The 18,044-nt window shown below is 50.3% G+C and carries 16 protein-coding genes and 3 pseudogenes; 10 read left to right on the top strand and 9 right to left on the bottom strand.

Going from position 1 to position 18,044, the window contains the following annotated elements; all coding sequences use genetic code 11:
• The first annotated feature begins 182 nt into the window (after nucleotides 1–182).
• The 7 genes from MJO57_RS31875 (at nucleotide 183) to MJO57_RS31905 (ending at nucleotide 6,932) form a co-directional block, all read left to right on the top strand.
• Nucleotides 183–1,118 carry a sensor histidine kinase gene (locus MJO57_RS31875; protein ID WP_252021645.1) on the top strand — a complete coding sequence of 312 codons (936 nt, stop codon included), beginning with the start codon at nucleotides 183–185 and terminating at the stop codon, nucleotides 1,116–1,118.
• Between the two features lie 100 nt (nucleotides 1,119–1,218).
• Nucleotides 1,219–1,956 carry a LytTR family DNA-binding domain-containing protein gene (locus MJO57_RS31880; RefSeq protein WP_252021648.1) on the top strand — a complete coding sequence of 246 codons (738 nt, stop codon included), beginning with the start codon at nucleotides 1,219–1,221 and terminating at the stop codon, nucleotides 1,954–1,956.
• Between the two features lie 175 nt (nucleotides 1,957–2,131).
• A complete protein-coding gene (gene hemC / locus MJO57_RS31885) occupies nucleotides 2,132–3,055 on the top strand; it encodes a hydroxymethylbilane synthase (protein ID WP_371924726.1) in 924 nt (307 codons plus the stop codon).
• A 21-nt stretch (nucleotides 3,056–3,076) separates the two neighbouring features.
• A complete protein-coding gene (locus MJO57_RS31890; protein ID WP_252021650.1) occupies nucleotides 3,077–3,832 on the top strand; it encodes a uroporphyrinogen-III synthase in 756 nt (251 codons plus the stop codon).
• Nucleotides 3,833–3,940: 108 nt separating this feature from the next.
• On the top strand, nucleotides 3,941–5,326 hold the full coding sequence (locus MJO57_RS31895; RefSeq protein WP_252021652.1) for a uroporphyrinogen-III C-methyltransferase: 1,386 nt from the start codon (nucleotides 3,941–3,943) through the stop codon (nucleotides 5,324–5,326).
• The gene (locus MJO57_RS31900; RefSeq protein WP_252021654.1) at nucleotides 5,323–6,561 is read left to right on the top strand and encodes a heme biosynthesis protein HemY; all 1,239 of its coding nucleotides are present in this window, start codon (nucleotides 5,323–5,325) and stop codon (nucleotides 6,559–6,561) included. The genes MJO57_RS31895 and MJO57_RS31900 overlap by 4 nt, the downstream gene beginning before the upstream one ends.
• Complete coding sequence (locus MJO57_RS31905) at nucleotides 6,558–6,932, top strand: DUF423 domain-containing protein (RefSeq protein ID WP_252021656.1); 375 nt, start codon at nucleotides 6,558–6,560, stop codon at nucleotides 6,930–6,932. The genes MJO57_RS31900 and MJO57_RS31905 overlap by 4 nt, the downstream gene beginning before the upstream one ends.
• A gap of 62 nt (nucleotides 6,933–6,994) precedes the next feature.
• Here MJO57_RS31905 and MJO57_RS31910 read toward each other — a convergent pair whose 3' ends face one another.
• A complete protein-coding gene (locus MJO57_RS31910) occupies nucleotides 6,995–8,245 on the bottom strand; it encodes an OmpP1/FadL family transporter (protein WP_252021659.1) in 1,251 nt (416 codons plus the stop codon).
• A gap of 306 nt (nucleotides 8,246–8,551) precedes the next feature.
• Here MJO57_RS31910 and trmB point away from each other — a divergent pair, with 306 nt between their 5' ends.
• Nucleotides 8,552–9,283 carry a tRNA (guanosine(46)-N7)-methyltransferase TrmB gene (gene trmB / locus MJO57_RS31915; RefSeq protein ID WP_252021661.1) on the top strand — a complete coding sequence of 244 codons (732 nt, stop codon included), beginning with the start codon at nucleotides 8,552–8,554 and terminating at the stop codon, nucleotides 9,281–9,283.
• Between the two features lie 5 nt (nucleotides 9,284–9,288).
• Here trmB and hemW read toward each other — a convergent pair whose 3' ends face one another.
• The 5 genes and pseudogenes from hemW to metX form a co-directional block, all read right to left on the bottom strand.
• Complete coding sequence (hemW, locus tag MJO57_RS31920) at nucleotides 9,289–10,446, bottom strand: radical SAM family heme chaperone HemW (RefSeq protein WP_252021664.1); 1,158 nt, start codon at nucleotides 10,444–10,446, stop codon at nucleotides 9,289–9,291.
• A gap of 30 nt (nucleotides 10,447–10,476) precedes the next feature.
• Entirely contained in the window at nucleotides 10,477–11,100 is a 624-nt protein-coding gene (gene rdgB / locus MJO57_RS31925) for an RdgB/HAM1 family non-canonical purine NTP pyrophosphatase (protein WP_252021666.1), read from the bottom strand.
• 87 nt (nucleotides 11,101–11,187) lie between these two features.
• Entirely contained in the window at nucleotides 11,188–11,655 is a 468-nt protein-coding gene (locus MJO57_RS31930; RefSeq protein WP_252021668.1) for a DUF4426 domain-containing protein, read from the bottom strand.
• 41 nt (nucleotides 11,656–11,696) lie between these two features.
• On the bottom strand, nucleotides 11,697–12,308 hold the full coding sequence (gene metW / locus MJO57_RS31935; protein ID WP_252021670.1) for a methionine biosynthesis protein MetW: 612 nt from the start codon (nucleotides 12,306–12,308) through the stop codon (nucleotides 11,697–11,699).
• Nucleotides 12,305–12,790: pseudogene (gene metX / locus MJO57_RS31940) on the bottom strand (homoserine O-acetyltransferase); the annotation flags it as partial. The gene metW and the pseudogene metX, both read right to left, overlap by 4 nt.
• Nucleotides 12,791–12,851: 61 nt before the next feature.
• Here metX and MJO57_RS31945 point away from each other — a divergent pair.
• A pseudogene (locus MJO57_RS31945) lies at nucleotides 12,852–14,279 on the top strand (IS4 family transposase).
• Nucleotides 14,280–14,291: 12 nt separating this feature from the next.
• Here the strand turns inward: MJO57_RS31945 and MJO57_RS31955 are convergent.
• Nucleotides 14,292–14,957: pseudogene (locus tag MJO57_RS31955) on the bottom strand (homoserine O-acetyltransferase); the annotation flags it as partial.
• A gap of 259 nt (nucleotides 14,958–15,216) precedes the next feature.
• Entirely contained in the window at nucleotides 15,217–15,441 is a 225-nt protein-coding gene (locus tag MJO57_RS31960) for a hypothetical protein (protein WP_066015520.1), read from the bottom strand.
• A 307-nt stretch (nucleotides 15,442–15,748) separates the two neighbouring features.
• Between MJO57_RS31960 and MJO57_RS31965 the strand changes: the two genes are divergently transcribed.
• The gene (locus MJO57_RS31965; RefSeq protein WP_252021675.1) at nucleotides 15,749–15,982 is read left to right on the top strand and encodes a cell division protein ZapB; all 234 of its coding nucleotides are present in this window, start codon (nucleotides 15,749–15,751) and stop codon (nucleotides 15,980–15,982) included.
• Nucleotides 15,983–16,062: 80 nt separating this feature from the next.
• Here MJO57_RS31965 and MJO57_RS31970 read toward each other — a convergent pair whose 3' ends face one another.
• A complete protein-coding gene (locus MJO57_RS31970; RefSeq protein WP_252021677.1) occupies nucleotides 16,063–18,042 on the bottom strand; it encodes an ATP-binding cassette domain-containing protein in 1,980 nt (659 codons plus the stop codon).
• Between the last annotated feature and the right edge of the window lie 2 nt (nucleotides 18,043–18,044).

An 18,044-nucleotide genomic window follows, 5' to 3' on the forward strand; every position in this document is an offset into this window, starting at 1 on the left:
TAAATTTCTGAAACTGAAAAAATCGGATACGGGTAAATGCTCGCCATCCCTGTGAGAACAAGATTTGTAAAATTATGATCCACATCCAGAACAGCAAAGATAATTTTTTTCTACCCGATCTTGGGTCAGGCCAGTCCGTTTTTATGCTGGTACTGATATCAGAACTGTTTGTCCTGGTTCAGGTGCTGGCCCTGCCGGGTAATATTGACTTCAGCTGGACACGGCTGGCCACGCTGTCACTCTTTGTTCAGTGGATTGTGCTCTCCAGCAGTGCCTTTCTCTACCTGGCCAGACCTTTCCTGAAGAGACTCCTCACCTGGCAGTCGGTCATGATGTCATTGCTGGGCGTGCAGATCATTACCTTGTTACTGACTTTGCTCTCTCAGGTAGTGCTATCTCCTATTCACTTTGAACCTGACTGGCAACAAGTTAGCCGCAACCTGCTGGCTGCACTGATTATCTCCGCCATGCTGCTGCGCTATTTCTATATCCAGTACGAGGTCAATTTGCAGCAGCAGGTTATCCACAATGCCCGCCTCGATTCTTTGCAGGCAAATATCCGTCCTCATTTCCTGTTTAATTCGATGAACATTATTGCCAGCCTGATTCAGGTCAACCCGGAAAAAGCAGAGCAGGCTGTGGAAGACCTCTCAGATCTGTTCAGAGCCAGCCTGCAAAATACCGGTCAAAACAACAGTGCTGTCGTCCCCATCCAAAAGGAGATACAGATCAGTGAGAGTTATCTGAGGATCGAACAGCAGAGACTGGGTAACCGCCTTGAGGTCAAGTGGCAGATCGATGAACTTCCGGAACGACTGGCCATTCCGCCCTTTACATTGCAGCCGTTGGTGGAGAACGCCGTGTACCATGGTATCCAGCCTCTGGAGGCCGGTGGCTGCATTACGATCTCCATCGATATTGATCACCAAACGGTTCAGATTTCTGTAGAAAATCCGATGCCCTATACAGAGACTATTTCAAAAGGCAATCAAATCGCTCTGAACAATATCCGCTCCCGCCTGGAAATGCTTTATGGCAGCAAAGCCAGTCTGACCACGGATATTCGGGAGCATACCGGCTCCAAATGGTTCACGGTGCAGGTGCAGTATCCCTGCTGATGGGATAACGCTATTGATTACCACCATTGATTGCCACCATTGATTGCCACCATTAATTGACAACACTGACCAATAACTGACTGGGACCGATCACTGAACAATGAATGTGCTGATTGTTGACGATGAACCTTTGGCCCGGGAACGGCTGAGACACCTGATTGGCCGAATTGATAATTTTATGGTGCTTGAGCACGAAGCCGGCAATGGGCGGGACGCCATTGATCTGTGCAGCCAGTATCAGCCCGATATCGTGTTGATGGACATTCGCATGCCGGTTATGGGCGGGCTGGAAGCAGCCACATATATCAGCACGATGGACAAACCACCAGCCGTCATTTTCTGTACCGCTTATGACAATCACGCCCTCGAAGCGTTTGATGCCCAGGCCGTGGGTTATCTGCTGAAACCGATCCGTCAGGAAGACCTGAGCCAGGCATTGCAACGTGCCAGTAAACTGAATCGTCTGCAACTGGCCTGGCTGAACGACCATCTGCCAGAGCACAAAGAACAGGGTCATATCGCGGCCAGAACACTGCGTGGCATTGAGCTGGTCCCCTTACATGATGTGCTCTATTTTATGGCGGATAATAAATATGTAACGGTCCATCATCGTCATGGTGAAGTGCTGATCGATGATCCGCTCAAAACCCTGGAGGAAGACCACAATCAGCATTTTGTCAGAATTCATAGAAATGCGCTGGTACGTCGTGATGCCATTGAAAGCCTGTCCCGGGATGACAAAGGGCACTGCTTTATCCATCTTCGCGAAGTGCCGGAGCCACTGTCCATCAGCCGGCGTCATGTACCACTGATCAAGAAAATCATGCAATCTCTGTAGCCAGGCAACGAATACCTGGCCTCCCCCGCAACTACTGTCTCTTAAAGCCCGTCTGTCGTATTATCCCTGACAACTACGTTACCAGTGACTATTACCAGCAACTGACAGGCACTGGATTTGAGTACTATTTTTGCAACAGATTTAACAACATTTAACAACAGAAGCCGTCATTCCTGTGAAAACCGTTCGTATCGCGACCCGTAAAAGTGCTCTTGCCCTGTGGCAGGCAGAATATGTCAAACAGCAGCTGGAATACCATCATCCGGATATCCGGGTAGAGCTGGTGAAAATGACCAGCCAGGGTGATCGCATTCTGGACGCACCACTGGCGAAAATTGGTGGCAAGGGGTTGTTTGTCAAAGAGCTGGAAAATGCGCTGATGGAGGGTCGTGCAGATATTGCAGTGCATTCCATGAAAGATGTCCCCATGGAGTTTCCAAAAGGTCTTGGCCTCGGGATCATCTGCCCCCGTGAAGACCCACGGGATGCCTTTGTCTCAACTCACTATGCCGCCCTGGACGAGCTGCCACAGGGAGCCATTGTTGGCACGTCAAGCCTTCGCCGACAGTGTCAGATACTGGCTGTTCGCCCTGATCTGACGATCCAGTTTCTGCGGGGTAATGTGAATACCCGTCTGGCTAAACTGGATGACGGCCAGTATGACGCTATCATACTGGCAGCCGCAGGATTGATTCGACTGACGATGGCTGATCGCATTCGCAGTTACCTGGATACAACCTTGAGCTTGCCAGCTGCCGGACAGGGTGCCGTTGGTATTGAACTGCGTCTGGATGACGAACAAACCAGACAGCTGATTGCCCCTTTGCACGATGAGCACACGGCCATCCGGGTGGGTGCTGAACGGGCCATGAACAGGCGCCTGAATGGTGGTTGTCAGGTTCCTATTGGTGGCTTTGCAGAACTGAACGGGGATCGGCTATTCCTCAGGGGCCTGGTCGGCAGCCCTGATGGCCGGACCATCTATCGCAGTGACGTGACCTGTGCTGCCGTAGATTACGAGTCTGCGGGAATTCAGGTAGCTGAATCGCTCCTGCAACAGGGGGCAGACAAAATCCTTGCTGAACTGGCTCATCACTGAATATCGGGTAATTAGAGAACCATGAATCTGTCACATATCCGAGCGCTGGTAACCCGTCCTGAGCCACAGGCCAGAGCACTGACAGAGGCTATCAGAGAAAGTAATGGCCAGGCCTGGTCAATGCCCATGCTGGATATCGACGCCCTGGCAGAAACGCAGGCAATGAGAGACTGCCTGCTAATGCTCGACCAGTTTGACCGCGTTATTGTGACCAGCCGCCCGGCTGCCCGCCTGGGGGTTGAGCTGATCGAGCGCTACTGGCCACAGCTACCGATGCACTGCCAGTGGTTTGCCATTGGCAGCAGCACCGCCGCAGAACTTGAGCAGTTTGCTATCAAGGCTCAATATTCACAAACCGGCGAAGACAGTGAAGCCCTCCTGGCTCTGGATGCCTTTAATCATGTGCAGGATAAGAAAGTCCTGATTATCAAAGGTGTGGGCGGCCGGGAGGTTCTGGAGCAGCATCTCGGCAATTGTGGTGCCCGTGTCGATACGTTGGTCGTATATCAACGTGCCTGCCCAAGCTATGAGCGCAATGCGGTGGTAAAAAAGTTGGAAAGCCATTCAATCAATGTCATCCTCTGTGGTAGCGGAGAAACCCTGACAAATCTTGGGTACTACTTACCCATGTCCTATCGAGCCGACTACCGGCTGCTTGTTCCCAGTGAGCGGGTTGCCCGGCAGGCCCGTAGCCTGGGTTTCCAACAGGTGACCAACACCGGTGGCGCCAGCAATGAGATGATGTTGCAAGCACTGGCCCGGATCTGCCTCTTTTGAAAAATGAGCAGGACCCCTGAAAGACATGATCACAAGCCCTGTAACAGTCAGAAAAATAAGGGTGGCACTCTCTCAGGCAACCCTCTCGAACAATCGGAAGGCCCAAGCGTGAGCGATACAGACCAGAACACAGACCGTTTACCCGAAAAGACACCTGAAGATGTTCAGTCGAAAACCGACAACACTTCAGCAACTGCATCCAACTCAGAAAAGCAAGCCGCCAGAAAGGGTAAAACCAGTGGTTCAGGTGGAGGTGTAGGTGGGGGGTCAGGTAAAGGCCTGGCAGGTTTTGCCCTGTTGATATCTGCCTGTGCCCTGGGTCTTGGTGGCTACATCGGCTGGCGTGCCATGCCGCTGGAACAGAGTCAGCCGGTTCTTCGTGAGGGCATGGACCAGCTGCAGACACAAATTGCCCGCCAACAGGCCAGACTGACCACGCTGGCACAAAACACCTCAACCGATATTGAGCAACAAAAAGAGCAGTTGCACACACTGCAACAACGGGAAGCCAGGCTTTTATCCCGCATTGACACCCTTGCCACTAAAGTCAGAGAGCTTGAAGGTTCTACCCGTAACCAATGGCGTATAGCCGAAGTCGAATACCTTCTGCGCCTCGCCAATCAGCGGCTGCTGACGGTCAATGACGTTACCGGAGCCCTTGAACTGATGGCCAGCGCAGAGCAGATACTGGAGCAACTGGATGACTATGGGCTCTTTCCGGTCAGAGAAGCCCTGGCAGAAGACATGGCAGTACTGAAGGCGACCGCCCTGTTGAATCAGGAAGGCACCTGGCTTCGGCTGCAGGCCATTGCAGACCTGATCCCCGACCTTGTTATTCTGGATGAAAATCACATTACCGATGTGGCCACTGCACTGAACCCCGGAGCAGCGATCACAGATCAAGCCAACCCGGCAACAGACGGAACCTGGCAGGAAACCATCAAGGCAATATTGCTGGACACCTGGCACCATTTCACCAGCCTCTTCCGTATCAACACCCAGCGAGAGCAACCCATTGAAGTATTACTGACACCGGAACAGGATCAGTTAATCCGTCAAAAGATGCTGATGCTGATCGAACAGAGCAAACTGGCGCTGATCACCGGGCAGCAGTCGATTTATCAGAACAGTCTCCAGCAAACCAGTGACTGGCTGAATCGATATTTCATGCTCGGGGGTGAAGTCAGCAATCAGCTGGCCACCGAACTTGCTGACCTGGAGGGGCTCGCTATCACCCCCAAAATGCCCAACATCCATCGTTCTCTGGAGGCACTGAAAGACCACCAGTCCAGCACCACTATTGCTCCCACATTACCGCAGGATAACGACTCGACGATCGGGCCTGAAGAAAACCCTCAAGACAACCCTCAAGACAACCCTCAAAACCATAAGACAAAACCGCTATCACCAGAAAAGGACAATGAAGAAAACAGTAAACCAGTGACCGATCCCGTGCCGGGACAGCCTGCTGAGCAGGGAGTACAAATTTCATGAAAGGGTTTGCACTGTTTCTGGTTATTGTTTCCGCCTGTTTTCTAGTGGCCAATATCATGGTGAATGACCATGGGTATGTTCTGATTGCTTACGATGAGATGACCTTTGAAAGCAGTCTCTGGGGTTTGCTGCTGCTGCTGTTCCTTTCCCTTGGCCTGGCTTGGCTGGCCGTTATTATTGGTCGGTTACTGCTGGGCACCTTCAGTGTTATCTACCCACTGTCGAGTGCTGCCCGAAAAGCAAAAGGCAGAAAACTGTTTGACCGTGGTCTGGCTGAGTTTACCAAAGGACACTGGCGTAAAGCGGAACGACTGCTGGGTCAGGCGGCAAAAAGCGGTGAGTCACCCCTGATCAACTATCTGGCCGCTGCCAGAGCGGCCCATGAAGCGGGAAATTATGAAGCCAGTGCTAACTGGCTAAGACAGGCTGACAGCAAAGCACCGGGTGCCGAAATGGCGATTGGCATAACGCAGGCGCAACTGCAATTGGCCAGTAACCACCTGGAACAGGCTCTGGCCACATTGAAGCATCTGCACAAAAAATATCCCCGCCATGGTTACATTCTGAAAATGCTCAAGCAGGTTTATATTCGCCTGAATGACTGGCAATCGCTGGAGAAATTGCTCCCCAAACTGCGTAAGCAGAAAATGATCAGTGACGATGAATACCATCAACTGGAGCAACAGGCATTTAAAGCCCTGTTCGAACAGGCTTATCACTATGGCCGAAACCGCTCCTCTATCGAAGAGAAAACCAAACCGGCTGATGATATCTGGTCCGGCCTGAGCCACAGTCAGAGAAAGGTTCCGGTTATCCTCTATCGTTACTGTGACTGTCTGGTGCGACTGGGTGCTGAGGAAAAAACCGAACTGCTGCTCAGGGACAATCTTAATCACTGCTACAGCGAACCATTGATCCGCCTTTACGGCAAAACGCCGGGCAAAGACCTGAAAAAGCAGCTGCTGTTTGCCGAATCACTGCTCAGTCAGCGCACCAATGACCCTGAACTGTTACTGGCGCTGGGTCGCCTGGCACTGCGCAATGAACTCTGGGGTAAAGCCCGGGAGTATCTTGAAGCCAGTCTCAGGCTGCGGAAAAGCGTTGATGTGTATAACGAGCTGGGCCACCTGCTGGCACACCTTGATCAGTTTGAAACCAGCTCGCGCTATTTCCAGGAAGGCCTGTTGTTAGCGGCTGACAGTGCAACCAATCTGCCAGGGATGCAGAAGTCATGAATGCTCTGTTTGTTGGTGCCATCGGTGGGATGACGGCCGTGGCACTGAGTGCCTTTGCTGCTCACGGACTGAAGGGCGTCCTCTCGGAGCGGGCAATGGCTATTTTCCAGACCGCCGCAGACTATCAGTTCTACCACAGCCTGGCCCTGGTGTTCGTTGCCTTGCTGGGCGTCAATTACCCTGCCTCAAAAAAACTGAAGTGGAGCGTGGGTCTCTTTACTGCGGGCATTGTCCTGTTTTCAGGCAGCCTTTATTTACTCAGTTTGACTGATATTCACTGGTTGGGGATGGTGACACCACTGGGTGGCGTTTCGTTTATTCTGGGCTGGTTGGTAGTAGCCATCTTTGCGGCTGGTGAATTTCGGAGATAACAGCAAAAAAATACCGGCATAAATAACTTATGCCGGTATTTTATGTCACTGATCAATTGATCTTAGAACTTGTAGCGCAGGGTAGCGTGCAGTGCCCAGGCGTTGGTGTCGTACTTGCCAGAGCTGGCTTTGGTACCGGTATTGGTCACGGTGCCACCACCTTTTACTGAATCGTTTTCAGCAAAGTTATATTCTGCACCCAAATCAAGCCCCAATTTGCCACCCATCAAGGTAGTACCGGCACCCATGGTGAAGGAGTGGGCACCCGCCGGTGTGGAGAAGGTGGGTGCTGCGTATTCTTCTGGCGTTACGGCTGTGGTGTAGATATAACCTGCTCTCAATGCCCAGTTTTCGATGCCGGTGTACTCAGTAGCAAAGCGGAAGTTCCACTGGTCATCCCAGTTAGCAATAATCTCGTCCACAGCCAGATCTCGTTCATTGCTGGTAAATTTGATCGACTCTATAGAGCTGTATTGCGTCCAGGTGACTTCACCAAACAGCTTCCAGTCATCATTCAGGCTGTAGTCCACACCTGTGGAAATCTGGGTTGGTAATGCGGTTTCAGCAGTAGCGTCAACGCCTGCATAGCTGGAGATAGGTGATTCAAACTTAGCTTTACCGTCTGCTTCTATACTGACATCTGAGCGGTAATTCAGACCCCAGCCCCAGCGGTTATCATCGGAGCGATACATCGCGCCGAGACGTACACCAAATGTGTTAAAGCCGGAAAGGTCGTTATAACCCACAAGCGCACCAGCAGGACCCGACGCAGCAGCCAGATTAATATCAGCCTGGGCATAAGTAAGACGGTAAGTTCCACCGATGGACCAGTTGTCATTGATCTGATAGGCCAGTGCCAGACCGGCTTCCATTATCTTGATATCGGTTGAATACTCGCCAGTCATCCGAAGATCACCAACGACTGGTACAACGCTACCAACAGTAACCCCTTCATAACTGGTAGAAGAACCACCGGCACCATAGAACCCATAACCCATAACCAACCGGTCATTTAAACGATAAGCGCCCGTCAAACCAGCATTGGGCACAAAGTTCGTCTCACCTTTCATGTAGGTGTCATCGCCTGTAGTAGGACCATTGGTCTGAACAAAGGTAGGCGACACACTCAGGGCAATATCATTGCTCTCAATACGAGCCAGACCCGCCGGGTTGTAGAAAACGGCACTGGACGTATTGACGGAAGATACAGCAGCACCAGCAAGAGCTGCATATTTCGCGTCCCACATGGTCGCTTTTTCAAAGCCACCGGCAACAGCATTACCGGTGAAAACGGCAACAGCCAGAGAGGACATAACCAATAAACGACCTTGGCGCGAAACCATAGACAGGAAACTCAATATAATTCTATTGAGCAGCACTATGACGATTCACCGCCGGAAATTGACTGCCATGGATGATACCGGAAAGAAAGAAGCACGCAGAAAGCAGCTGCATAAACTAATGGGAATATTATTCAGTTTGAAAATTCTTTTCTGTTATCTTTTGTTTCTAAAATGTTGTAAATATTTACCTTTCCAGCGCTTTATCATCTACTGAATTTGCAATTTATATTCCTGCCAGTATCTTACCCCGATTATTTTCTACAAACCCGGATACCCATGAACGATACTGTGAAACCGGTCGGCGAGGCTGACAACCTGCAACAGGAGCCCCCCCACAAGCGTCAAATCAAGAGCTTTGTGCTCCGTGCCGGCCGGATGACAACGGGCCAGCAACGCGGCTGGGATGAGTGCTGGCAAGACTGGGGACTGACGCTGGAACTGGGCTCAGAGGGTTTCCTGAATGCATTTGCTAATGAAGCGCCACGGGTTCTGGAAATTGGCTATGGCATGGGGCATTCCCTGGTAACCATGGCGACACAGGAAAGCGATAAGCACTTTATTGGTATTGAAGTACACCGCCCGGGAGTGGGCAGTCTTCTTAATGAAGCTCGTCTGGCGGGTATCCACAACCTGAGGACCTATTGCGACGATGCAGTTGAAGTGCTGAAGCAGTGCGTGCCTGATGGTAGCCTGTCACGGGTACAGATTTACTTCCCGGACCCATGGCACAAGAAACGTCACCATAAGCGCCGCCTGATTCAGCCCGCTTTTATTCAGTCTATCCGTCCCAAGCTGGAAATGGGTGGCATGATCCATCTGGCCACCGACTGGGAAAATTATGCCGAACAGATGCTGGAAGTCATGACTGCCGCAGAAGGCTTCGACAACATGGCCCCCGACAACGGTTATTCACCAAGACCGGATTTTCGCCCACTCACCAAGTTTGAAAAGCGGGGTCATCAATTGGGGCATGGGGTTTGGGATCTGCTGTTTACTCGTATCCATTGACCGGATCAGGCAAATAATTCCAGTAAGTCATTCAGAAACAGCCTGCCTGTCGGGGTAGGCTTGAGCCGGTTCACTGACGCCAAAGGCTCCAGCAACCCTTTTTGTTGGGCAAGTTGCAGTTTCCGGTTGATACGGCTCAATGCCTGTCCCGTTCTCTCACCATAGAGCTGTGCATCAACGCCATCATGAAGCCGCAGCACATTCATCATAAATTCAATGGGGAGCTCTTCGGCCTCAAGCACTCGTCGCCCCGCCTCAAAGGCATGGGAAATGTAGCTATCAGCGGCCAGATAATCGGCTGGCATCCGGGTTTTCCAGTTACGATAAATCTGCCCGGTCGTTGCATGGGTCAGTTTGCCATGGGCTCCGGCGCCAATACCGATATAATCGCCAAACTGCCAGTAGTTCAGATTATGTTTTGAGCGTTGCCCGGGCTGACTGTAGGCCGATATTTCATACTGTTGAAAGCCCGCTGATGCCAGCAGCGCCTGTCCGGCTTCCTGAATCTCCCAAAGTGTGTCATCGGCCGGTAATACCGGTGTTTTGGAGTAGAAAACCGTATTGGGCTCGATGGTCAGCTGATACCAGGAGATGTGTGCTGGCTTCAGGTCAATAGCCTGCTTCAGGTCGTAAAGCGCATCATCCGGAGATTGCCCCGGTAAACCGTGCATCAGGTCGATATTGATATTGCTGAAGCCATGACTGGTGATTGAAGCAATGGCTTGTTGGGCTTCATCGGCACAGTGAATACGACCCAATGCTGCTAATTTCTCATCCTGAAAACTTTGTACGCCCAATGACAAGCGATTCACCCCGGCATCCAGATAGGCTTGAAAGCGATCGTGCTCATAAGTACCCGGGTTGGCTTCCATGGTGATCTCGATATCATCCGGGAACATGATCTGTGCCTGAAGACCATTAAACAACTGCTGATAGGCGTTTGCCGTCAACAAACTGGGTGTACCACCGCCAATAAAAATTGAGTGTATTGATCGCCCCTGGACGTTTGGCAGTTCCTTTTCAAAATCATGCAGCAGTGCCTTGATGTAAGCGTCTTCAGGTACATCACCCGTGATTCTGTGCGAGTTGAAATCACAATAAGGACACTTCTTCACACACCAGGGCACATGAATATAAAGACTGAGAGGAGGAAGTTTGAGCATGTTGACCGCACTGAAGCAGGCAATCCGGCTTCAGTATTTTATCTCCTTGAGGCGGGTAACCAGCTGCTGGATAGCCTGGGCACGATGACTGAGCTGGTTCTTCAACTCCGAGGGCAACTCTGCTGCCGTAAGATGTTCTGCCGGCACCAGAAACAGTGGATCATAGCCAAATCCGTGATCACCCAGCGCCTCTTCAATGATATAGCCTTCCCACCGGCCATGGGCAATAATCGGAGTAGGATCATGTTCATGGCGAAGGTAGACCAGCACGCAGTGAAATCGTGCCGTTCTTTCGGCAGACTTAATCCCCTGTAGCCGATTCAACAGCTTCTGATTATTGTCTGCAGCGGAGGATTCCGGCCCCGCATAGCGGGCAGAATAGATGCCCGGTTCTCCCTTGAGGTAATCAACCTCAAGGCCTGAGTCATCAGCAATGACGGGAAGACCTGATATCCCGGCAGCATAACGGGCCTTGATAATGGCATTTTCAATGAAGGTCTGGCCTGTTTCTTCAGCTTCCGGATAGGTTGAACCAATACCAAATTCACTCTGGGGCTGCATCAAAATACCCAAAGGCCCAAACATTTCCTGAAACTCCGCCAGTTTGCCCTGGTTACCACTGGCCAGCACAACCCTGCGAGTACCCTCATTCATACGGTTTCTCTCAATTCAGCACATTACCCCTGATTAAAATGTCGCTTCGCAAAACCAGCAACACAAACAGAACTAACAGGCGACATTTTAATGGTAAAAGGTCTGCTCAAAGCGAAGCGTTTCACTTCGAGCGCTTCCCTGAGGTTTAACATCTATGGCAAATTTTAGCAGCTCTTCATCTGAAAACGTAAAGTCGGCCAGATAGTAAATCGCACTGCCTTCTTTGACCTCAGAAAATTTCAGACTGCTTTTCTGAGTCAACAGGTTCATCGTATGGCCACTGACCTTACCGGTGACTGCTGTGCCCAGCTCATCCGATGAAACATCACGAATCGCGATATTGACGATCCCGTAACGACCACCTCGACGGAGATTATATTGCTCGGCAATACCAGGCGGTACAAATGTACTATTGAAAGCACTGAAATAAACCTGATAATTGCCCATCTGAATGGGTTTCTGGTTCATCACCCGGGCTTCTGGAATCTGGCTTTCAGCCATCACGGGATTAACCATCCCAATAACGCCCGACACCAGCAAGACTGAGTATGCCATCAAACGCTGAGTCATTGACGTTATACTACGCAACATCGCCATTAAGCCGTCTCCCCTTTCACGGTTGTTAAGTGATAAATGGCCACCTCTCCCATGAGATTTGGCCAGACACTGCCCGCCAGTCCGCTTTTATACGATTGATCCACGACCATTCGGTTCAATACCCGGTAATGTTTCTCCTGACACAGGGCCTCAAAGTCGCTGAAGGTACAAAAGTGGATATTGGGCGTGTCATACCAGGTGTAAGGCATAAACTTCGAAACCGGCATGCGGCCGTAGGCGGCAAGATAGAAACGGCAACGCCAGTGGCCGAAGTTAGGAAAAGTGACAATGCATGCCCGTCCAACCCTGAGCATCTCCTCCAGCACCAGGTGTGGGAAGTGCATCACCTGAAGTGCCTGGGTCATAATAACCGTATCGAAACTACCATCCCTGAAGTTCCCCAGACCACAATCCAGATTCTGCTCAATAACGTTCACTCCGCGCTCAATGCAGGCTTCAATATTCCGGGCATTAATTTCCAGACCATAACCGCTGACCTGTTTCTCTCGCTGAAGTTCATGCAGTAGCTGCCCATCACCACAGGCCAGATCAAGAATTCGGCTGCCCGGTGCAACCCAGTCACTGATAATTTGAACATCTCCCCGGCTCATAAGCACTCCCTGGCCACCCGATTCAAATAGGCCGACAAACCACGCTCATAGCGGGGGATATTCATCAGAAAAGCATCGTGCCCCTGGGGAGCATCCACTTCCAGGTAAGTCACATCCTTATCCATCCTCATCAGAGCGTCAACTATCTCCCTTGAGCGCTGCGGAGAGAAACGCCAGTCCGTTGAGAACGAAACAAGAAAGAATCTGGCGGTTGCTCTGCTTAACGCATCAGGCAGGCTGTTGGCATAATCACTGGCCGGATCAAAGTAATCCAGTGCCCGGGTCATTAACAGATAAGTGTTGGCATCAAAGCTTCCGGAAAAGCTTTCGCCCTGATAGCGCAGATAACTTTCTATCTGAAACTCGACATTGTAATCGTAATTGAAACCATCATTCTTCAGCTCACGACCGAATTTGGCTCCCATGGCATCATCAGACAGATAAGTGATATGACCCACCAAGCGGGCAAGTCCCAGACCCTTGCCTGTCTCTTGATCACAAATAGCTACCTTGTTCTATCATTTCTCACTGATAAAACAGGTCATGCTTCCACTTTCTCCTAAACCATGGTCAGAACTAACTTTTGGATGTGCTGATTTGGGCGATACTCGACGTACAAAACGACTTGTCAAAGTTGCTGCCGAGCTTTCAGCTCATACCGGTAATTCTTTGTCATCTTCATGCGAAGGTTATACCGCACTGGTAACTGGAGCTTACCGGCTGATTGAGAATGAGGCCGTAAAGCCTGAAGCAATAGCTGAGGCAGGCTTTCAGGCAACTGCCAAAATAGCGAGACAGTCTCGCCTACTTCTGGCTCTCGAAGATACAACAACCCTGGGTTATAAACATGCTGTCAGATCCGAGCTTGGTGATCTTGGAGGTCCTGAAGGCTCTAAAACCAGAGGATTCCACGTCCACTCTGTCTTCTTGGTTGATGCGGATACAGAGCGAAGCATTGGGCTTATTGATCAAGAACGATGGGTTAGAGAGGACGTTCAGCGGGGGAAAAAGAACCAACGTCGTCAGCTACCTTACGAGGGAAAGGAAAGCTTTAAGTGGCAAAGAGCCTCTGAAAACACAGAACAAAGGATGGGGGGTAAAATGCCTGACATCATCAGTGTTTGCGACCGGGAGGCGGATATATACGAATATATGCACTACAAACTGGATAACCGACAGCGGTTTGTTGTAAGAGCTACACAAAACAGAATCCTGGTGGATGGCGAACTCTTATTATTTGATTCCTTAGCTCAGACTGAAGTGTTGGGGAAATATACGATAGTGGTTCCTCAAAAAGGAGGTAGAAAGAAGCGAAAGGCAACGCTGCAGGTCAAAAGAAAGAAGATGACAATACAGGCGCCGCAAAGGCCAGGCGGCAGGCCGGAACCGGTAACTATGAATATTGTGTCGGCTGAAGAGATTGGCAATGACTCCGAAGACCGTTTGCACTGGGTACTATTGACAACTGAAGATATTGAAACATTCGAAGACTGTCGCTCTATCATTCGATTTTACGAGCTCCGATGACGAATAGAAGAGTTCCATAAGGCTTGGAAATCGGGAGCAGGAGTAGAAAGGCTTCGTCTGCAATCTCCGGATAACATTGAACGACTTGCGGTCATATTAATGTTTGTCGCTGTCAGACTAATGCAAATCCGTGAAGCATTAATGTTACCGAATGACAGGCAGCACAAAGACAGAAAGCTTTGGAGTGAAAAAACACTCGCGAATGAGGTGGTCAGTGATGATGAATGGCAGGTTCTCTGGCTAACCTATGAAAAAAAAGCGTTGCCCGATAAGCCGCCAACAGTCACTTGGCTGCTTCAAACGATTGCTCGGCTTGGTGGTTGGGGTGATTCAAAGCATACAGGGCAGCCCGGCTGGTTAGTGGTATGGGAAGGCTGGGCGAAATTGCAGGATCGGGTAAAAACCTGGCAGATAGCCCGGCAGTTCAGCGCTGGAGAGATGTGATCAAGAGTCAGGACCCTTGCGGGGGATGCTGCTCTTCTCCAGGTAACGCCCCCCCAGAAACTGCTCATCCGACATGATCGCCTGCCGGGCGACTTCATTAAAGGCAATATTCTGCGCAGATAGTCTGGCCGCTGACGCAATGATGACCGCATGGCGAAGTCGTTCTGGATAGGCAATGCTCCATTGCAGAGCCTGCATTCCGCCAAGGCTGCCCCCGATAACCGCAGCCCATTGCTTAATTCCCAGATGGTCCGCCAGCATTGCCTGGCTGTTAACCCAGTCAGCAACAGTGACTACCGGAAAGTCTGGCCCATAAGGTTTACCCGTCCTGGGATTGATGCTGGTTGGGCCAGTACTGCCATGGCATCCTCCCAGGTTATTGAGGGAGACAACAAAGAACCGACAGGTATCGATTGGCTTGCCCGGGCCAATAAAGTTATCCCACCAACCGGGCTTACGATCTTCCAGCGTGTGATAGCCTGCCGCATGATGGTGCCCACTGAGGGCATGACAGATCAGTACCGCGTTGGAGCGAGACGGATTCAGTTCACCATAGGTTTCCACCATAAGCTGGAATCCATCCAGCCGCTCACCACAGTTTAACGACAGAGTCTGATCAAACGGTATCGCTTTGGGCTCTACAAGCCCAACCGAATCGGCAGGAATCACTGCAGGCATAAACTTCCTGTTTCTCTTTCCTGGCCATAACATACTTCTCTGGAAATGCCTTCTGGCATTCCCGATCCGGGGTAAAGTTACCTTCACTTTACTGAAGGCTGTTTACTATGGCTCTTCAGGGTTGTTATTGTTAATTAAAAAGTTCTCTCACAGAAACAATGAGAGCACTGGAAATTGCAGGCAGTTTATCTACTTCATTTTATTTTGTCAGCTTATCCGGGATTGATTCTCTGGCTATTGCCCGACCAACCGCAGGCAATTACGTCCTGACGACCGGTAACTCCAAAGCCAGCTCCGTCAATGCCAGGACATGACTCAAAAAGTAGCCTTCAACCTGTCGTGAGCAAAAGTGCAGGTGTCGTTCATTAATGTATTCATCAACACTTTGATTATTGATCAGGGAAATATAAAAAGCCCGAATCGCCTCATCTTCCACGTTCAAAGCTGAAATAATTCTGGCACAGGGCTGAAAAGTCTTGCTCATCTGGAACTCCCGAAGCAACAGGCTTCTGGGTACTTGTCTTCCCATAAAGGACTCTTCTGCAATGAAGCTTCATTCGGAATGAGCCCACAAGGTAACCGATTGCTCTGCTTTACAATGCATCGTACTGATAACCCATAAATTCAACAATTTATCTTGAATTAAGCCTAGTATAGTCAGGCTTTACTGAAGTATTCTTAATGACAGCAATCTCTTGTGATCAAAACTGACAAAAACGTGCTATCGTAACTTGCCGCAATAGTGCAAACTATTAAATACTTTTACCAGACCTCTTGGTGCAAATGTCGTTATGTCTATCGAATCCCTAGGCCAACTTGAATCAAGACTCCAGAACCTGATTGATAAACTGGAATTATCAAGAATGGAAGTAGAAGACCTGCGGTCTGCTAATACCCGCCTTGAAGAAGAGAATATCCAGCTTAAGCAGGAGCTCAGCGCATGGGGTGAACGTGTGACCACTCTATTGGGTAAACTGGATATCGTAACAGAGGAAGAAGCCAGCGAGCATGAAGCTGTCGCATAGACCCTGGTTAGATAAGCTTGTGGGGCATCCTTGCCCCGCTCTTTATATAACTCAGTTTATAAGCCAGTTTATAAATTGATCTACAAGCTGGCTTCGGCGTTTTCGATGGCTTCCAGAGCTTCCATCCATGCTTCTTCTATTTCTGCCGTCTGCTGTTTAAGTGCTGTTTGCCGGGTCAGCAGCTCTTTCAGTTTTTCTTTGGCTGTTTCTTCGTATATCAACGGGTCAGAGAGCAGTTCTTCCACCTGCGCAAGTGAGGATTGCAGGTCCTCCAGCTGGCGTTCGAGTTTTTCCGCAGTTTGCCTCAAAGGCCGCAGTGCCTTACGCCTTTCAGCCTCCTGATGTCGTATGTTTTTCTTCTGCTGTGCGCTCTGTTGTGCGCTCTGTTGTGCGCTCTGTTGTGCGCTCTGTTGTACACTCTGTTGTGCTGCGCCAACCACTTCTTCAGCGTTCTCCATGCTCCTGGCACTACGGGATTCATTGCGTTCCCTGGAGCGAAGCTGAACCAGCCATTGGCTGTAGTCATCGAGATCACCGGAATATGCTTCCATGCGGCCATCATGAATCAAATAAAGCTCATCGGTAGTGCTTCGAATCAGGTTACGATCGTGTGAAACCAGAATCACGGCCCCCTCAAATGACTGTAAAGCCATCGTCAGGGCCAGACGCATATCAAGATCAAGATGGTTGGTTGGCTCATCAAGCAGCAACAGGTTTGGCTTCTGCCAGCCAATAATTGCCAGAGCCAGTCTCGCTTTCTCACCGCCGGAAAACCCTTGAATCGATTCCAGAGCCTTATCTCCGTGAAAACCAAAACCGCCAAGATAGTTTCTCAACTCCTGCTCTCTGGCTTCCGGTGAAAGCCTTTGCAAGTGAAGCAAAGGGCTGGCATTGAAATCCAGGCTCTCCAACTGGTGTTGTGCAAAGTAGCCAATACTTAAGTGCTCTCCCGGATGAACCTTGCCTGAAATCAGAGGCAATTCCCCGGCAAGCGTTCTGATCAGGGTCGATTTACCGGCACCATTTGCGCCAAGCAGCCCAATACGGCTGCCCGGTTGAATGTTGATGCCCAGTTTTAATAACGGCTTATCAGCATATCCCAGTTCAGCCGTATCCAGTACCAGTAGCGGTGCAGACATCTTATCAGCTTCTGGAAAAGTAAATGAGAATGGTGAATCTACATGGGCCGCTGATATGTCTTCAAGCCTTGCCAGAGCCTTCAAACGGCTTTGAGCCTGCTTGGCCTTGGTCGCCTTGGCTCTGAAGCGCTCAACAAATTTTTCCATATGGGCCCGCAGCTTTTGCTGTTTCTCAAAAGCAGCCTGCTGCTGTTGAAGTCTCTGAGCCCTGAGGTGCTCAAAAGCCGAATAATTTCCACGGTACTGGAACAGTGTCTGATGTTCTATATGGAGTGTGTGATCAGTAACGGCATCAAGAAAATCCCGGTCATGGGAAATAACCAGCAATGTTCCGGGGTATCGCTTGAGAAAGTTTTCAAGCCAGACAATGGCATCCAGATCCAGATGATTGGTTGGTTCATCAAGTAACATGATGTCAGACGGGCACATCAAGGTCTTTGCCAGGTTCAGCCGCATTCGCCATCCGCCGGAAAAGTCACGAACACTTTTTTTCAGCACGTCGTGATTAAAACCCAATCCATGCAATAACTGCTCTGCTCGAGAACGTGCTGTATAGCCATCTGCACTCAGGAGTTGCTCATGCAAATCTGCCAGTTTCTCATGCTTTCCTGCGGTTTCTGCATCAACAATCGCCTGCTCTATTCGGCGAAGCTCAACGTCACCATCCAATACATAGTCCACAGCATTACGATCCAGGACATCAATTTCCTGAGCCATATGGGCCAACCCACGCCCCTTATCAAACGTAAGCTCACCTTTATCAGGTTGCAAATCCCCGGTAAGCAACGCAAGCAGGCTTGATTTGCCACACCCATTAGCACCCACAAGGCCGACGTGCTGACCTGAATGGATTGTTGTTGATGCATTCTCCAGCAGGAGCTTGCCAGACCTTAAAAGGCTGATGGAATTCAATGTGATCATTG

It is taken from the genome of Endozoicomonas sp. SCSIO W0465 (assembly GCF_023716865.1).
GTDB lineage: Bacteria > Pseudomonadota > Gammaproteobacteria > Pseudomonadales > Endozoicomonadaceae > Endozoicomonas.